We start from the raw sequence: 17,332 nt of genomic DNA, 5'->3' as shown, positions 1-17,332 counted from the left end.
CGTCACCACTTCAGCATGGGCAGTGGTGACGTGGGGTTGGTTCGGATCCGCTGCGCCGTCAGTTGCACCAACCGGCGGTGGAAGCCCTTGTCCGGATAGCGCTTCGCCAACTCGCGGTAGGTCGAGCGGGGTACGCCGAAACGTCCGAGTAGGCCGAATTCGACATCGATGGCATCTGCTCGGCGGAAGATTTCGATCGGGTCGGTGCGCTCACCCGCGGGCCGAATCTTGTGGTGCTGGTCGATCATGGTGACGACCAGATCGGCGAGGTCGGGTCGGTCGATCTGGTCGAGCCACTGCAGCGCGAGGTCGGCGGAGGGCGCGAGGTAGTCGAAGGTGCCCGCCGTCCAGATGCCCAGGTCGTGAAAGGCCGCGGCCGTCAGGTACTCCTCGCGGGTGCTCGGCACGGGCCCCGAGCCACCGGCGAGCAGATCGCACAGCTGCAGCACCCGCAGCACATGATTGGTATAGGCCACGCGATCCGAACCGAGTTGCGGCAGCCAAGGATCGAGGCGCCTGTCGACCTCGTCACGAAGATCGTTGCTGCTCATGCGCGCTCACATTACGCGCGATACCGCCGATACGGCGGGAGCATCGGCGGTATCGCCCAGCACTTCGGCGCGGCCGGAAGTCCGTGCCGCGCCGAGGTTTTGTGCTTCAGGGGTGGTCGGATCCGAGGACGTCGAGTCGACCAGGGTGCTGTTGCGGTTCAACGTTTGACACTGCGTCGCCGTCGTTGTGTCGGCTGCGCCAATAGGCCGCGTTGCGGCGGGTTCGATGGGTGTCGGGGTGCTCCGGACCCAGGACGCGCAATCGGTCGATCAGGAGTAGTTCGTGTTCGGCGACAGCCGTAGCGAAGTTGCCCTGCTCGCCGTGCCAATGGGCGAGATTGCTGCGGGTGATGAGGGTTAGTGGGTGGTCCGGTCCGAGGGCGCGAATATTATCGTCCAGCAGTTGTTCGAGTTCGACCACGGCGCTCGTGGCATTTGCATTCCGGCCGCGCCAATAAGACACGTTGTTGCGCGTGGTCAAGGTGTCCGGGTGGTCGGATCCCAGGATGCGTCGGCGATCCGACAGTAGCTGCTCGTATTCGGTGACGGCCGAATCTATGTCACCGTTCTCGCCGAGCCACTGGGCAAGAGTGTTGCGTGTGCGGAGTGTGTTGGGGTGGTCAGGCCCAAGGACGCGCGATCGCTCCACCAGAATGTGCTTATATTCGGTGATAGCCGTTATCAGGTCACCGTTTTCGCCGCGTCGGTTCGCGAGATTGTGTGCGGTCTGTAGCGTGTCGGGATGCTCTGGTCCGAGCACGCGCTGTCGGTCGGCAAGGACATGTTCGTATTCGACGATGGCCCCATTCAGGTCGCCGTGCTCGCCGCGCCAATGGGCGAGGTTGTTGCGGGTTCGAAGGGTGTCGGGATGGTCCGGCCCCAGGATGCGGAGTCGAGCGGGGAGGATCCGTTCGTAATCGGTGATTGCTCCGGCGACGTCGCCGATCTCCCCGCGCCACCACGCGAGGTTGTGCGCGGTCTGCAGGGTTTCGGGGTGGTCGACTCCGAGCACCCGTCGACGATCGGTGAGGAGATGCTCGAGTTCGCTGATGGCAGTGGCGGTGTCACCATGGTCGCCATGCCAGTGGGCGAGGCTTTCGCGGGCTGACAACGTCTCGGGAGCGTCTGGACCCATGACACGCCGCAGGTCGGCCTCGAGCTGCTCGAATTCGGTAATAGCCGTGGATACGTCGCCGCTCTCGCCGCGCCACCACGCGAGGTGTCCTCGGGCGGCGAGGGTGTCGGCCCGGTCGGGTCCGACCACATCGATGAAGGTCGGAAGCCATGAAGCCCACTGGTCTCGATTATCCGCAGCGCGTGTTGAATCCAGGCCGGTGAGATAGCTGACCGCCCCGGCCGAATTGCCGAACGAAAGGTAGTGTCTCACCGCCGATCCGCGCGCGTAGTCGACTATCTGCTCGTCGGTACTGGTCTCGATCGCGGCTGCGATGCTGCGATGGGACTCTTCCAAGTCGATGCCGAGTTCGTTCAGCGCTGCCGTCAGTGGTGGAATCAATGCACTGTGGGCGATGCCCAGCGCTTCTCGCGGCGTGCCTGAGCGACCCCGAATCACCAGGGCGCCGAGGCTCACAGCGATGTCGCGGATCTGTGTGTGGCTCGAGACAATACCTTGGGAGGCCAATGCGGACCGGAGTAGTTCCAAGGGCAAAGCTGGTCCCTCTCCGGATGCGACCAGTATGGCGAGTGTCGTCGCATGGATTCCCGAATCGATGGCTGCGCAGTTGAGTCGTTCCCGGACGAGCGCGTCGAGGTCCACGGTTCCAAGTATGTTCGAGTCGGAAGTACTCTGGTCGATTTCGGTAAGCAATCGCGCCAGGAGCCATCCACCCGCGAGATCTTGTGCGTCGAGTTCGCGCACTAGTCGATGGAACGCTGCGGCCCATCCGGTCGACTGATCGCCGTCCCAGTGAGTCTTGACGGCCGCCGCGATGTCGTGTGCTGCCGGGGGCCTCAAGTTGATGCGCCGCATGTGGCCGAGCTCCGGTGCATCCTCGAGGCCGGTACCGCTGCGGATACCGGCAATCACTCGCACGTGGGCCAGGTCGCTGCGACGAGTGAGCATAGACACCGCGGCCACGAGGAGTTCGCGGCTGCCGGCCGCTGGCTGATCCAGCCCATCGACTATGAGAGTGATCCGGCGCCCTGGCTTTGTGAGCCGAGCCAGTGGCTCGCGGACCGTGCGGTCGAAGAGGCCGAGTTCGACGTCGCCCCGACTGATGAGTTCCCGTTCCACCGCGTCTATGGCGGCCTCGTAATCGGATAGGCGGTGACGTAGTTGGGCCGAGAGTTCGGTGGCGAACGATTCGATGGTCGCCGTGACATCCAGGAAGACGGCAGCAGTGATGTATCGCGACGACAAGTCTTCCAAGTTGTCGGCCAAGCTGGGGCGCACCAAAAGCGCCATAAGTGTGGACTTTCCGCAGCCGGCCGGGCCGACGACTGCCCGAAGTCGACCACTGGTTTCGACCACGGCCGAGAGTTGTTCGCGGAGGCCGTCGGTCAGCACGAGGCCCCTGGTGAGTTGATCGACGGATCCGGCAATGGGGCGGCCGGTTACGGCGTCGTCGCGGCGAGCGGCGTTGGGTACCAACCACAGCCCCGGATCGCCGAACATGGCAGCGTCTCCTGCGGAGAACGACAGATGCCGAGGCTGTTGACGGGTGCATGCGGCGGCGATGGGGCCGGTGAGGTCGGCGGGCAACAAGTATTCGCCACTCGCTGCCAGGCCGCTGGAGAAGGTCGAGACCATGGTGCGCGTGAAGCAGCCGGAATAGGCGGGGCCGTCGCCAGATGCCACCAACAGTTCCACCCGGCCTGACGAGTGGGCGAGTACGTCGACCCAGCGGCGGGCGGCTCCGATGGCACCTTGCTCGGTTTCGCAGGCGTCGACTACGACGATCAGGCCGTCGGGTGAGAACCTATTGAGCTTCTCCCGAATACCCTGAGCCAGATGAAACGCGATCCTGGAATCCGGTATCGACGGTGAATCGAGGGCGAGCAGGTAGAAGTCGTCACTGCCAAGTGCAGTGCCGTGACCGACGAAGCTGATCAGGAGAGTCGCTTGCTGATCCGAGGCGGCGGCGAAGGCTTGGTCGAGGGCGCCGATGAACTCTGCGATGGTGGGACTTACCATGGGACCGTCGTGGTCTATGGCTGACCGCCAGCCGGCCCCGCTCAACGCCGAATACAGTTCGCCCGCAAGCTCTCCGGGAAAACCTAAACTTGGAAGTGCTGCGCACTCCGACCCGACCACGAGCGCCAGCTTTCCTCCCATGCACGGAAGTATCGGACAGGGCTCGAGCCGAAACAAGAGCCGGGCTCGGCGAACCCGACTCCTGTTGGACAAACTTCAGCAGGACCGGAATTCCGGGCTCTGGTTGAGTAGCTGGGCGCGGGTGGAGATGAAAGTGGAGTAGGTTTCGCTGCCGACCGCCGACAGCGGGAAGGCCGCTACCCGGTGGCAGTTCTGGAAGGCGAGTTTCACGTTGAAGTGGCGTTCCAGGCCGCCGCGGATGGCGTCGGAGGCCATGGCGCGCAGCAGTTGTCCACGGGCCACCTCATCGGGTGGCGCTACGACATTGTCGGCGAATTCGACTGTGCCGGAATGCAGCTCACCGGCCACCCGGCTGACGACCTCCCAGGCGTAGGGGAGGGAGAGCCGGACGACCTCGACGAAGTCGGCGTCGTCGACCTCGCCGCGCTCGGCGCGTTCGAGTAGGGCGGTGGGAACATCGAGGGACATAGCGCTCTCCTGACCTGGATGGCTGTTGCGATGCCCCTCGAGTCTAATCGGAAACTGTTGTCAACAAGACTGGATTCGTCCCGAAAGTGCTGTGGTCAGTGCGGTTTTCGCATCCGCGGCCAGCTGCCGGACCAGATCGCCAGCCGGTAACTCGGGTGCCAGTTCGTGGGTCTGGCCCGCCCACATATTCACCTCTTCCTGGTTGCCCGCCGCCCGTGCGGCAGCCCGCAACGGCGCTGTGGCGTAATGGATTTCCGGGTAGGCGGACGGTGCCGTCGCGGTGTGTTCGTCGATGAACCGATTGCGCAGGCCACGCGCCCGGCGGCCGGTGAAGGCGCGGGTCAGCACGGTTGGGGCAGCCGTGCTCAGCGCGGCGCGGTGCAGCGCATTGGTGCCCGCCTCCGGACAGCGCAGGAAGACGGTGCCGAGTTGGACGGCCGCCGCGCCCGCCGCGAGTGCTGCCGCGATGCCAGCGCCGGTGGTCAGGCCGCCGGTGGCCACGATCGGCCGGTCCACGGCGGTGTTGAGCAGCTGCAGCAGGGCGAGCAGTCCCAGCGGGTCGGCGGCGTCATCGGCGACGCGATCGACGAAGGTGGCACGGTGCCCGCCCGCCTCGACGCCCTGTGCGATCAGCACATCGGCGCCCGCCTCGACCGCGATCCGGCCCTCGGCGACCGAGGTGACCGTGACCCATACCTCCGAGCCCGCCGCGTGCAAGCGGGCGATCTCCGCGGCGCTGGGGCAGCCGAAGGTGAACGTGACCACCGCGACCGGGGTATCGACGAGCAGTGCCAGCTTCGCGTCCCAGTCGTCGGTGTCGTACTTCGGCGTGCCGAGTTCGTGTGTGCGAGCCAGCTCGGCCAGGTAGTCGGCGAAACTCTCGGGCGGTGAAGCGGGTCCGGGGGTGAAGAGATTCACCCCGATCGGCGCGGTGGTGAGTTCGCGCGTGGCCGCGAGTCTTGCCGCGGTATCGGCGACGGTCAGATATCCGGCGGCCAGCAGTCCGAGCCCGCCCGCCGCGGAAACCGCCGCGGTCAACTCCGGAGTGGACGGTCCGCCCGCCATCGGCGCGAGCACGATCGGAACGCTCGAGTCGTCGAGGATCACGCATACCAGTCTGGCTCATCGGCCGTCGCCGGTGACCGGCGTCGCCCGGAAGTCACGACGCCGTGATGTCCCGCTAGGCGTCTGACCAGGCTCTTACTGAGGACTTCGGCAGGAAAGGTTGCGGAATGGTCACGACGGGGTAGAGTTCCCGTCACAACGGACACCGAAACGTTACAAATTTCGGAACCGGCGAATCGTTACAGAACGGTCGGGGCCGACTCGGGATCCATTGAGTCACTGTAGGTCGAGTGCAAGGACCAGCTTTGTCGCAGCATCGGGTAGGCCCCAGTTCCATAACCGTCATGAGTCTGATCGGTGAAGGCGTTGCGGGGCGGCCGACGCGGCATCGCGCCGAGCCGTCGACCACCGACCGGGTGAAGGTCGCGGCCGGTGTCGCGGTCGCCGCCGGCGCACTCATCGGCGCCACCGCGCAGGTCGCTCCGGCCATTGCCGCCCCGCTGCTGCCGGGCGCGCACGACGGGGACGAGGAAGCCGCCGCGCCCATGACGTTCAAGGGCACGGCGGAATTACCCGTCGAAGAGATCAAGGCCGCGACTCCGGTCGCCGAGGTCGCGCAGGCCGTCGCCACTCCGGTGGCCGCACCGGTCGCGGCTCCGGTCGCCAACCCGTTCGGCATCGGCGGTCTGCCGCCGGAGATCGCGGGCCCGCTGGCCCAGGTCGAACAGATTCTCAAGGGCGCACAGCAGCAGATCGCCCCGGCCGCCGCGGTGCGGCCGGTCGCCGGTGAGATCAGCTCCGGATTCGGTTCCCGCTGGGGCGAATTCCACTACGGCCTCGACTTCGCCGACCAGCTCGGCGCGCCCATCCACTCGGTGAGCAACGGCACCGTGATCGAGGCGGGCCCGGCCTCCGGCTTCGGCCTCTGGGTGCGGGTGCAGCAGGACGACGGCACCGTCGCGGTCTACGGCCACGTGAACGAGATGTTCGTGCAGGCGGGTCAGCGGGTGAACGCGGGCGATGTCATCGCCACCGTCGGCAACCGCGGCAATTCGACCGGACCGCATCTGCATCTGGAGATCTGGGATCAGAACGGCAGTAAGGTCGATCCGATGCCGTACCTTGCCGCCAAGGGTGTCCCGCTCCAATGGGGCCCTTCGGCGCACTGATTTTCTTGCCCGGCTTGAGATTTCGACGTTCACAAGGCCCCCGCGGCGACCGGTCGGTCGTTAGGCTCGGGCCCGTGAGCGAGCGGAGTGCCGGCGAGGTGCAGTCATGACCGAGCTGGGCGATATCTTCGAGCCGGGATCACCACATGGGCGCACCTACGCCGTGCTGGTGCATCATCCGCGTTCCAGTCTGGCCGAGATCGCGGGATATCTGGGTATCTCGAGCGAGGCCGCGTCCGCATCGCTGGAGGTGCTGACGGGGCTGCAGGCCGCGGTCAGCCAGCTGTCCATCGACGGCGAGGCCATCTGGGACGCGCACGCCCCCGAATCGCTGTCGGAGGCCGAGGCGCGGCGCAGACAGCACGAGATCAACCAGATGCATGCCGCGGCAGCGCGACTCAGCGAGACCTTTCGTTCGGTGCGGCGCTCACCGCGCACCAATGGCGCGATCGTTCCGGTCTTCGAACGCATGGAGATGCTGGCGGATTTCGAAGAGGTGCAGACCTCGGCCCGCACCAGCGTCAAGGTGATCGAGCGCGGTCCCTACCTCAGCGATCCGGAACGCGAGCGACAGCTGTTCCTGCTCAAGCGTGCCCGGATCGGCGAGGGCATCCGCTATCAGACGCTCTATCAGGACACCATCTACCAGGACGCGGAGCGGCTGCGGCATGCGCTGGCCACCAATGCCAGCGGCGCCCAGGCACGTACGCTGCCGGAACCGCCGTTCAAACTGATCATCAGCGATGATGAGCGGGCCAGCCTGGTGCTGCATGTCGACGAGCGGCGGCCGGATCCGATGGGGCTGCGCATCACCGGATCGCCGGGACTGCGGCTGCTGGTGAAGACATTCGACGTGCTGTGGTCGCTGGCCGCGCCGATTTCGGTGAATCCGACGGCCGATGAGCTCGACGAGCGGGACAAGGCGATCCTGACCCTGATGGGTTTGGGTGCGACCGATGACACCATTGCCCGCAGGCTCGGCATGTCCCGCCGAACTGTGGTCCGGCGCACAGCTCGGCTGCTGGAGCGCCTCGGCGCCAGCACCCGCTTCCAGGCCGGTGTGCAGGCGACCAGACGCGGGTGGTTGTGACTTGGGCAACTGAACTGCTCGAGTGGACAACATGGGACGCATGCTGAACGATCAGTGACCCGGGATTTTTGAGGGCTTGTGTCGCAACGGATTCGGAGGTATCAGGGCACCCTCCGCGATTCGCGGAAAGTTAGCTCTCTACGATGTCCCGATTGCGTTACGTGGCGGCGAGCGCGGCGGCGGTATTCCGCGTCCGGTGTTCGGCGCTGCGATGTTTGATGTGAAAGGCGAATGGTTTCGAATGGATAGGGCGCGTCGATCTGTTCGGACCAGCCGTCGACTCCGCGCCAGCGCCCCACTGCTCGGGCAGCTGCTCACGGCCTTCCGTCGACGCCGCCCCCGATGCGGTGGCCATCCGCTTCGACCCCACCGGTGATACGGCCGAACAGCGCGAGCTGACCTATCGCGAATTCGACGAGGCGTCCGCGCGGCTGGCCAGGGAGCTGATCGCGCGCGGCATCGGCCCCGGCGACATTGTGGCTACCGCGCTGGCCCGCTCGGTCGAATCGGTGCTCGCGGTGTGGGCGATCGCGAAGACCGGCGCGGCCTATGTTCCGGTCGATCCGGCCTATCCCGCCGAGCGGATCGCGCATATGGTGTCGGATTCCGGCGCCGTGCTCGGGCTGACCATATCGGCGCACCGGGCGACAGCTGGTGCTGACCGCGCATCACATTCTGCTCGACGGCTGGTCGATGCCGCTGCTGATGAAGGATCTGCTGGTTCTCTACGCGACCAGGGGCGAGGCCGCGCAGCTGCCCGCCGCGCGGCCCTATCGCGACTATCTGGCGTGGTTGGCGCGCCAGGACCGCGAGAACACGCTGCGCGCATGGGATACCGCGCTGGCGGGCGTCGAGCCGACGCTACTTGCCCCCGCGCTGGTGCGACCGGCATTGCCGGACACTGGTTTCGGCAGGTCGGCATTCGAGCTGTCGGCGACCGAGACGGCGGCGCTGACCGCCTTCGCCGCCGCGGCCGAGGTCACCGTCAATACCGTGCTCCAGGCCGCATGGTGCGTGGTCGTCGCCGGTATCACCGACCGTCACGATGTCGTCTTCGGCGTCACGGTATCCGGTCGGCCACCGCAGCTCGACGGGGTCGACGAAATGGTCGGCCTCTTCGTCAACACCATCCCGGTGCGGGTCCGATTCGATTCGGCGACAACGGTTTCGCGGCTGCTCACCGAGCTGCAGGCGGAGCAGGCCGCACTGCTCGAACATCACTATCTCGGGTTGGCCGAGGTCCAGGGTGTCGCGGGCGGCAGCGAACTGTTCGATTCGCTGGTGGTCTACGAGTCGTATCCGGTCGATGCCGATGGCCTGCGGCAGGCGGGCAGTGCGATCGACGGCCTGCTGGTCACCGGGGTGCGTTCGGTCGACTACACGCACTATCCGGTCACGGTGCGGGCCGAACTGGGTGCCGGGCTGCGGGTGGAGGTGCTCTACCGCGGCGATACCGTCGCCGAATCGGCGGCGCAGGCGCTCACCCAGCGGTTGCGTGGGATGCTCGGCGAATTCGTCACCGCGCCACAGCGTTCGGTTGTCGCGGTGCGCAATGGCGTCGCCACCGACGTGCTCACCCAGGTTCGGTACTGGCGCACCGCACTGGCGGGTCTGCCGGATGAGCTGACATTGCCGATGGATCGACCGCGCTCGGCGGTGCCGTCCGATGCCGGTGCCCGGGTCGGGTTCGAGATCGGCGTGCACCTGCACGACGGGCTGCGCCGACTTGCCGAGACGCGCAATACCTCGATGTTCGTGGTGGCGCACGCGGCGTTCACGGTGCTGTTGGCGCGGCTGTCCGGCCCGGCCGATATCGCGATCGGGACCACTGTGCGCACCGAAACTGCCAGTGCCACTGATGGTTTCGGTAATATGGTCGTGCTGCGTACCGAATAATGACGCCGGTGCTTCCTTCGGCGCGTTGCTCGCCGCAATCGGTCCGGTCGACGCCGCCGCATTCGCCTATGTCGATGTGCCGCTGGACCAACTCGTCGAGGTGCTCGACCCGATCCGGGTGCCCGGCCGACATCCGCTGTTCCAGGTCGCGATGGGCTTCCAGGATGACGCCGATCCGATCGCGGTGGATCTGCGCCTTTCGCTTACCGAGCGGGTCGGCCCGCGCGGTGAGACGCGGGGCATGCTGGCCGAATTCACCTATGCGACAGATCTGTTCGACGCCGCCACCGCACAGGGCTTCGCCGATCGATTCGGCCGGATCCTCGCCGCGGTGGTCGCCGATGCCACGGTGACCGTCGGCGATATCGATCTGCTCGGACCGGATGAACGCGACAGCGTGTTGCGCGAATGGAATGCACGCGGTGCGTGGGTACCCGCCGCGACCCTGCCCGAGCTGATCGCCGATCAGGCCCGGCGGCGACCGGATGCGGTGGCCGTCCGCTCCGGCGACACCGCAATGACTTTCGCGCAGTTGCGGCGGCGGGCGAATCGGGTGGCAAGGGCGCTGATCGCCGCCGGTGCCGGACCGGAATCGCTGGTGGCCGTCGCGGTTTCGCGCACCGAGGAGCTGCCGGTCGCCCTGCTCGGCGTGCTCACCGCGGGTGCGGCCTATCTGCCGATCGATACCACCTATCCGGCGCAGCGACTGGCCTTCGTGCTGTCGGACGCGGCTCCGGTCTGCGTGCTCACCACCGCGGCGCAGCGCGCCGATGTGCCGGTCGGCGACCAGCCGGTGATCTTGCTCGAGGACACAGCGGAATTCGCCGATGGCCAGATCAGCGATGCCGACCGCAGCGCACCGCTGCTCCCGGACAATCTGGCCTACGTCATCTACACCTCGGGCTCCACCGGTGTGCCGAAGGGCGTCGGCGTCGCGCACCGCAATGTGGTCGAGCTGTGTGCCAATACTCAGCCGCTGTTCGGTTTCGACGAGACCGATGTGTGGATGCTGTTCCACTCCTTCGCCTTCGACTTCTCGGTATGGGAACTGTGGTGCGCAATGGCCACCGGCGGCACCGTCGTGGTTGTCGACTACGCGACCTCGCGCGCACCGGAGCTGTTCCGCGAGTTGCTGATTCGCGAGCGGGTGACCGTGCTGAACCAGACGCCGTCGGCGTTCTACCAGCTCATCGAGGCCGACCGGGCCGCACCGGAGGCCGAAGGCGAGTTCGCGCTGCGCCACGTCGTATTCGGCGGTGAGGCACTGGATCTGCGCCAGTTGCGGCGCTGGTACGACCGTCACCCCGCGGATGCGCCGCGGCTGGTCAATATGTACGGCATCACCGAAACCACGGTGCACGTATCGTTCCTGGCGCTGGACAAGCAGGTCGCGGACAATCCGGCCAGCCTGATCGGGAGCGCACTGCCCGGTCTGGACGGCTATGTCCTCGACGAGCGGTTGCATCCGGTGCCGGTCGGTACACCGGGCGAGATCTATGTGGCCGGGGCCCAGCTGTCCAGGGGATATCTCGGCAGGCCGGGGCTGGCCGCCGTGCGGTTCGTCGCGAATCCGTTCGGTTCGCCGGGATCTCGCATGTACCGCACCGGTGACCTCGGGCGCTGGGGCAACTTCGATGAGGTGACCGGACTGGCCTACGCCGGACGCGGTGATCAGCAGGTCCAGTTGCGCGGCTTCCGAATCGAACTCGGCGAGATCGAATCCGCGCTACTCGCCCAGCCATCGGTCAGCCAGTCCGTCGTCCTGGTCCGCTCGACCGAACGCCTCGGCGATCAGCTCGTCGGCTATGTGGTGCCCGCCTCCGGCGCCCGCCTCGATCCGGATGAACTGCGCACGCAGGTGGCCGAATTCCTCACCGGCTATATGGTCCCCGCCGCGATCGTGGTGCTCGATGTCATGCCGCTGACACCGAACGGCAAGCTGGATCGGCGCGCGCTGCCCGATCCGGCATTCGAGGCACGCCAGTACCGCGCGCCCGCCACGCCGATCGAGGAAGCCGTCGCCGCCGCCTTCGCGCAGGTGCTCGAGCTCGATCGATTCGGTATGGACGACAACTTCTTCGAACGTGGCGGCAACTCGCTGATCGCCACCAAGCTCACCACGCGGCTGAGTTCGGTACTCGGCGAGAAGATTCCGGTGATGCGGGTGTTCACCGCGCCGACGCCGGGCGAATTCGTCGCGGAGATGGCGCGCCGGGCCAGCGGTCAGGTCGAGGGCGAGGCGGCCTTCGATGTGGTGCTGCCGCTGCGGGCCAGCGGTTCGGCCGAACCGCTGTTCTGCATCCATCCGGTATCCGGTATCGCGTGGTCGTTCGCGGGTCTGGCCGCCCCCCCTCGATCCGGATCGTCCGATCTACGGCCTGCAGGCGCCGACGCTGGCGATCGCGGCGGTGCTACCGGACACGATCGAGGAGTGGGCGCGCATCTATGTCGATGCGATCCGCTCGGTCCAGCCGCAGGGGCCGTATCACCTGCTCGGCTGGTCGATGGGCGGTGTCTTCGCGCACGAGATCGCGGTCCAGCTGCAGCGCGCGGGACAGCGGGTGGCCACGCTCGCGGTAATGGACAGTTATATGGCCGATCCGCCCGACGAACGCGGCCCAGGGCGCGGGCTCGCCGGTGCCGGTGGCCGAGCTGATCGGCGGATTGCTCGGTGAACAGGCCGGTGACCTCGGCTTCGACACCGACGTGGACTGGGACGCGCTGGCCGAACGACTGGTCGAGCTGCCCGAGCCGTTCGCCTCCTTCGGCTCCGAGCGGTTCACCCGGGTATTGGATACCGCCGTACATTCGGTGGTCCTGCGCAATGACTATCGTCCGGCACGCTTCCACGGCGATGTCATCTACTTCACCGCGGCGCTCGATGATCCCACCGGTTCGATCGGCGCATCCATCTGGGCCGAGTTGGTGGACGGCGCGGTGGACAATCGCGCGGTCCCAACCACCCACTGGCGGATGACCACCACCCCCGGTCTCGCCGAAATCGGCAAGGCGCTGACCCAGGTATGGCACCCCAGGTAGGCGATCAAGATCAGGTGGAACTGGTGGCGGTAGCCTCTCGCGTTTTGCCACCATGATTTCCACGTGATCATCCGTCCAGTCGAGCGCCCTGGGTGGTGAGGGCGGTGCGGATGCGGTCGAGGATTACGTGGGGGCGGTGGTGGAGGAGGGTGGCGTTGAGGCGGATTACTCGCCAGCCCTGGGCTTCGATGCGGGCTATGCGGTCGATGTCTTTGGTGCGTTGGGTGGGGTTGGTCCAGTGTTGGGCGCCGTCGTATTCGACGGCCACCTGCCACTTCCGCCAACCGAGGTCGACGCGCGCGATGAACTCGCCGTAGTGATCACGGATCACCAATTGTGTTGTGGGGCGGGGTAAGCCGTTGTCTATCAGGAGTAAGCGTGTGTGGGTTTCGGGTGGGGATTCGGCGCCTGGATCTACGACGGCGAGCGTTGTGCGCAAGCGGTTGAGGAAACGTGCGCCCGGATGTTTCGATGCCAAGGTCGCAACCTCACCCGGTTCGAGTCCGGTGGCCGCACACAGTGCGTCCAGAATCGGTGTTGCCCGCTCGCGCGGCAGGCGCCGGCCGAGGTCGAATGCTGTGCGCGCCGGTGTTGTGACCTTGAACCCATCGACCTCACAGCATTCGCTCGGCTCGATAACTGAGCGGATAGCACGAATTCCGCAGGGCGGGCGGCAATGTCCGCCCCTGGCGATCTCCGCGGGTTGATCGGCATCGAGCCAGCGGGTGTTATGCATCGCGGCCGCCGAGCAACCGATCAGAACACCATCACCTTTTGCCCAATGCGCCGCAGCGCGGGCCATGCCTCCCGCATCGAGCGACCCCCCTTTGCGCATATAGACATCCGGAAACACCCGCACAAAGTTGTGCCGCAACTCCCACCGCGTGACCAACCCCGCCGCCACCGCCCAAGACCCCACAAACGCCTCATCCAACACCCCCATCCCCCCACTATCCCCACCCCCACCGACAACTCCGTGGCGATCAAGATCAGGTGGCACTGGTGGCGGGGGCTTCTCGGGCGATGCCGCCATAGATTCCACATGATCATTTGTCCAGTTCAGATGCGGGGTGGTGGGTGTTTCTAGAGAACGCGACCACGGCCAGTTGACTGGGCTGGAAGCTGTGGGCCTGTCCACCTGGGTGCGGGAGGTAAGGTGGGTACACCACACGACGTGCCCAGCACTGCACCGGCAAAACCGGGGAACGCCGAACCATTCCGGGTCCAGCAACTCGGGAAGTCGGTGCAGGACAACAGGACCTACCGCAGGCCAACCAACCCGAACGCACCCCTGTCCCGGATAGGCAGGCACTCGGGAATGTATTGGTGGAGGGGCGCTCTCGACGTTTTCCTGCGAGGATGCAGGTGATCGGTTGTCCAGGTTGGCACGTGGCCGGAGCTGGACATCGGCCTCAGTTGCCGCGTGTTGGGTCGAGGCTTTGTGTGCGGCGCTGAGTTCGGTGCGTGATGATGGATATGAGGGCTGGTTGAACTCGCCAGCCTGCATGCGAGCGGTGAAAGCGTCCCACTGGTCAGGGGTGAAGATCAGTGCGCACTCGATGGGGCGTTGTGGTGGCCGCGGAGGGGTGGGTGGACGGGGCAAGGAGTGCGTTCGGGTTGGGTGGGCTGCGGTAGGTCCTGTTGTCCTGCACCGACTTTCGGGGTTGCTGGACCCGGAATGGTTTGGCGTCCCGTGGTTTTACGGGTGCAGTGCTGGGCGCGTCGTGTGCCGTACCCGGCTTACCTTCCGCAGTCAGGTGGGCAGGCCCACGGCTTCCAGCGTGGTCGACTGGCTGTGGTTGCGATGGGCGAGGGCTCGGGAGTGTATAAGTTCTGGCCGGGCTGGCGGCTATGGGCGCGGGTTGAACTCGCCGTCGTGTACGCCAGCGGTGAAGGTGTCCCATTCGGCTGGTGTGAAGATCAGTGTGGCAAGGGCGGAGAGCTACGCGCGCGGGTTGAACTCGCCGTCGTGTACGCCAGCGGTGAAGGTGTCCCACTTGGTTGGTGTGAAGATCAGTGCGGGGCCGGTGGGGTTCTTCGAGTCGCGGATACCGACATGACCGGCTTCGAGCCAGGCGACTTCCACGCACTCGCTGCCGGTACTACTGCGCGATGACTTGAACCAGTGCGCGCCGGTCAGGTTGATGGTCACTGTCGTATCTCCTGTTGCGGGAGGGCTGGCGGCTACGCGCGCCGGTTGAAATCGCCGTCGTGTAGGCCAGCGGTGAAGGTGTCCCACTCGGTTGGTGTGAAGATCAGTGCGGGGCCGGTGGGATTCTTCGAGTCGCGGATACCGACATGGCCGCTGTCGAGCCAGGCGACTTCCACGCACTCCCTGCCCGAAGCGCTACGTGATGATTTGAACCAAAGTGCGCCGGTCAGGTCGATAGTCACTGTTCGTATCTCCTTGCTACCTGCCTGAGCAGGTCCCTCGCTGCTTGCTCCTCCAGTGTGGCGGACAGGAGGCTTTGGTGGATGCCGTGATAGCGCTTCACGTCGGCGATCTCCTCGAAAAACATTGACCCGATGGTGGCTTCGGCATAGACGACGGGCGGTTCTGTATAAAAGCCTCGGCCGCCTTCTGGGAAGTCGAGGATGACGTATGGAAGTACCGGATTCCCATCTGCCGGAAACCCCGCCGAGAACGGCAATATGCGCAATGTGATGTTGGGTCGGGTACTCATGTCCGCCATGTGTCGGCATTGAGCTGCCATTATCGTGCGCGATCCCACAATCGTATGGAGAACGTTCTCGTGGAGGATGAACTCGGCCGTTATTGGATTGCGCTGCCGAGTTAGGATTGCGGTACGTCGCAAGCGCACAGCGACTCGGCGTTCGAGATCTTCAGGTGTGTCAGTCGGGAGATATGGTTGTTCGATAACTCTCGCGTAGTCGGCGGTCTGCAAAAGTCCAGCAACGATCAAGGGCTGATAGACGAACAGTTGTGACGCACCGGATTCGAGTCCTAGATACGTTTTGAATCCAGGCGGAAGCAGATGACGGTTTGCCTGCCACCACGACCTCGTCGCCAACTGCTGCGCAAGGGCTTTCAGTTCCTCGATCCGTCGCTCGCTGAGGTCGTAAACGCGGCCGAACGCCTCTACATCGCGCAGTTTGACTTTGTCGTTGTGTCCCTTTTCGATCCGTATGACCGAGGTCTTGCTCATCTCCATCTCACGCGCAGCCTGCTCGAGCGTGAACCCGGCACCCTCGCGCGCATCTCGAAGTGCCCGCCCCAGTTGCCGACGCGGCAGCGTCGAGTCCGGTTGATCCTCCCTCACCATGGCTCCCCATTCCCCGCTTGTCCGAAACGGCCCAGGTCGCAGTCCGATTCGGGCTTATCCCGTGTGTCGGCCGGTCCCAATTCTGGGCGAACCGGCAACTTTGATCGGACTGTCCACTTCGGACCCACTGACGCCGTGTGCGGGGAGCACCATAACCACATGGCCGAGCAACACGGAACCCTCAACGTCGCTCATGCGCGTGTCTTACGGGCGCTGAGCTGCGGAGGGATGCTTACAGAACAGCAGATCATGGTCTCAGCGAGCCTTACGAAATGGAAGACGCGCCAAGCCCTGGCAAATCTCACCGACCGTGCGCTCGTCGTGAGCACCCAAGCGCGGAGGGGGCGCTACCAGATCACTCAGTTGGGCCGAAACACCTTGGCTACGAAGCCATTCGACTTCAGACAGCCGGGGGTGTGAAGCGATTGGCTGCCAAATGTGCGGGATGCCGCATCGAATCTGCTTGTCTCCCAACAATATTGACGTATGAAACGGATCCTGCGGCATGACCGGGCGACAGATACGCGTTGCCGCGCCCCCGCTGTGCGATGCCATGGACGTGTTGTTGGCGCACGGTCTATGGCAACGGCATCGCGCGTGCCGTATCAACCGGTGCATGTGGAAGGCGGCGGCGTATCAGACGCTCGTGCTCGCCGGGCGGTTGGTCCCGCAGTCGATGAGCCCGCGTGAACGTGCCGCCGCGAGAGGTATCGATTACCCAATAGCGGCCGAGATTGCCGCACTACCGCCCGGCGGCCACTCGCCGGGCACGTTACGTGAGGTGCTGGACGGGCTCGAGTCTCTGGCGTGCGATCCGTACGACGCGCGAGCCCGATAGGGATGGCCGGGAGCGAGCATCGCACCGAGGTAGACGGCTGGTCGGCCGAGTGGCAGGTAGACCACTACCGCATTCGGATAACGCTGGTACGCAGCGGGGCCGAGAAACCCCTGGTTTCATTCATGGCGGCTTCGGCCCCGGACCTGAGGCAGATGCGAGAGCGCTTTCCCAAGCTCTCGCCGTTATGGGATGCGATTCGGCATGAGTACTGGGCGGAAGTTGCACCGCCCCTGAGGAATTCGCGAGGGCGGTTCGTTCGATGAGCGACGACAGGCGGCTTCGGCCGGAACCAACTGATCCTTTATCTGTGCGGCTTCGACAACTCACCGCGCGAGCCGGGCGTGCGGGATATCGGCTCGAACGCGCGGCCAGGGTGCCGTACGACTGGATGCTGCTCGACGCCGAAGACGGCTCGAATATCTATTCGACCGCAGACCTCGATCAGATCGAGCGGTGGCTCGACGAATGAGGTGATGAGGTGGTTCCTCAATGGGGAATCCCCGTCGAAGGCGTACCTGCTATGTGACGTATTTCACTGAAATTGAGCACATCGCAACATCGACCGTCTGAGACCGATACACATCTGTCCCGCCTGCGCCCATGCGGCGCAGGCGCGACCGCGCATGCTGCAGGCTTA

General features: G+C 65.4%; 15 protein-coding genes and 2 pseudogenes. 9 read left to right on the top strand and 8 right to left on the bottom strand.

The genetic code is table 11. The features are described 5' to 3' along the window. Positions 1-2 precede the first annotated feature (2 nt). From ABZW16_RS15860 to ABZW16_RS15845, 4 genes are all read right to left on the bottom strand, one after another. Positions 3-551 (bottom strand): HD domain-containing protein, encoded by a 549-nt coding sequence (locus ABZW16_RS15860; protein ID WP_354956384.1) that lies wholly within the window; start codon positions 549-551, stop codon positions 3-5. A gap of 106 nt (positions 552-657) precedes the next feature. Next, positions 658-3,705, bottom strand: coding sequence for a tetratricopeptide repeat protein (locus ABZW16_RS15855; protein WP_354956382.1), 3,048 nt, complete (start codon positions 3,703-3,705; stop codon positions 658-660). A gap of 216 nt (positions 3,706-3,921) precedes the next feature. Then, on the bottom strand, positions 3,922-4,314 hold the full coding sequence (locus ABZW16_RS15850) for an SCO5389 family protein (RefSeq protein ID WP_354956380.1): 393 nt from the start codon (positions 4,312-4,314) through the stop codon (positions 3,922-3,924). A 60-nt stretch (positions 4,315-4,374) separates the two neighbouring features. Continuing rightward, entirely contained in the window at positions 4,375-5,421 is a 1,047-nt protein-coding gene (locus ABZW16_RS15845) for a nitronate monooxygenase (RefSeq protein ID WP_354956378.1), read from the bottom strand. A 302-nt stretch (positions 5,422-5,723) separates the two neighbouring features. Here ABZW16_RS15845 and ABZW16_RS15840 point away from each other — a divergent pair, with 302 nt between their 5' ends. The 7 genes and pseudogenes from ABZW16_RS15840 (at position 5,724) to ABZW16_RS15810 (ending at position 12,573) form a co-directional block, all read left to right on the top strand. Next, the gene (locus ABZW16_RS15840) at positions 5,724-6,548 is read left to right on the top strand and encodes a M23 family metallopeptidase (protein ID WP_354956377.1); all 825 of its coding nucleotides are present in this window, start codon (positions 5,724-5,726) and stop codon (positions 6,546-6,548) included. A gap of 106 nt (positions 6,549-6,654) precedes the next feature. Further along, a complete protein-coding gene (locus ABZW16_RS15835; protein ID WP_354956375.1) occupies positions 6,655-7,638 on the top strand; it encodes a LuxR C-terminal-related transcriptional regulator in 984 nt (327 codons plus the stop codon). A gap of 347 nt (positions 7,639-7,985) precedes the next feature. After that, positions 7,986-8,240, top strand: a pseudogene (locus ABZW16_RS15830) (AMP-binding protein); the annotation flags it as partial. 52 nt (positions 8,241-8,292) lie between these two features. After that, complete coding sequence (locus ABZW16_RS15825) at positions 8,293-9,534, top strand: condensation domain-containing protein (RefSeq protein ID WP_354956374.1); 1,242 nt, start codon at positions 8,293-8,295, stop codon at positions 9,532-9,534. Further along, positions 9,497-11,674: pseudogene (locus ABZW16_RS15820) on the top strand (amino acid adenylation domain-containing protein); the annotation flags it as partial. The gene ABZW16_RS15825 and the pseudogene ABZW16_RS15820, both read left to right, overlap by 38 nt. A 109-nt stretch (positions 11,675-11,783) precedes the next feature. After that, positions 11,784-12,209 (top strand): thioesterase domain-containing protein, encoded by a 426-nt coding sequence (locus tag ABZW16_RS15815; protein WP_354956419.1) that lies wholly within the window; start codon positions 11,784-11,786, stop codon positions 12,207-12,209. Then, a complete protein-coding gene (locus ABZW16_RS15810; protein WP_354956372.1) occupies positions 12,178-12,573 on the top strand; it encodes a hypothetical protein in 396 nt (131 codons plus the stop codon). The genes ABZW16_RS15815 and ABZW16_RS15810 overlap by 32 nt, the downstream gene beginning before the upstream one ends. Before the next feature lie 67 nt (positions 12,574-12,640). Here ABZW16_RS15810 and ABZW16_RS15805 read toward each other — a convergent pair whose 3' ends face one another. The 4 genes from ABZW16_RS15805 to ABZW16_RS15790 form a co-directional block, all read right to left on the bottom strand. Further along, positions 12,641-13,516 (bottom strand): DUF559 domain-containing protein, encoded by an 876-nt coding sequence (locus ABZW16_RS15805; RefSeq protein ID WP_354956370.1) that lies wholly within the window; start codon positions 13,514-13,516, stop codon positions 12,641-12,643. Between the two features lie 999 nt (positions 13,517-14,515). After that, positions 14,516-14,725, bottom strand: a complete 210-nt coding sequence (locus tag ABZW16_RS15800) for a DUF397 domain-containing protein (protein WP_354956368.1) — start codon at positions 14,723-14,725, stop codon at positions 14,516-14,518. Positions 14,726-14,757: 32 nt separating this feature from the next. Then, positions 14,758-14,967, bottom strand: a complete 210-nt coding sequence (locus ABZW16_RS15795) for a DUF397 domain-containing protein (protein ID WP_354956366.1) — start codon at positions 14,965-14,967, stop codon at positions 14,758-14,760. Then, the gene (locus tag ABZW16_RS15790) at positions 14,964-15,854 is read right to left on the bottom strand and encodes a helix-turn-helix transcriptional regulator (protein ID WP_354956364.1); all 891 of its coding nucleotides are present in this window, start codon (positions 15,852-15,854) and stop codon (positions 14,964-14,966) included. Before ABZW16_RS15790 ends, ABZW16_RS15795 begins: the two co-directional genes overlap by 4 nt. Positions 15,855-16,362: 508 nt before the next feature. Here ABZW16_RS15790 and ABZW16_RS15785 point away from each other — a divergent pair. Together ABZW16_RS15785 and ABZW16_RS15780 are read left to right on the top strand one after the other, a co-directional pair. Next, complete coding sequence (locus ABZW16_RS15785) at positions 16,363-16,695, top strand: hypothetical protein (protein WP_354956362.1); 333 nt, start codon at positions 16,363-16,365, stop codon at positions 16,693-16,695. Positions 16,696-17,002: 307 nt separating this feature from the next. Next, complete coding sequence (locus ABZW16_RS15780; protein WP_354956361.1) at positions 17,003-17,164, top strand: hypothetical protein; 162 nt, start codon at positions 17,003-17,005, stop codon at positions 17,162-17,164. Positions 17,165-17,332 lie beyond the last annotated feature (168 nt).

The organism is Nocardia sp. NPDC004604 (genome assembly GCF_040609795.1).
In the GTDB taxonomy this organism is placed as follows: Bacteria; Actinomycetota; Actinomycetes; order Mycobacteriales; family Mycobacteriaceae; genus Nocardia.
This window is presented reverse-complemented; position numbering and strand designations above follow the sequence as displayed.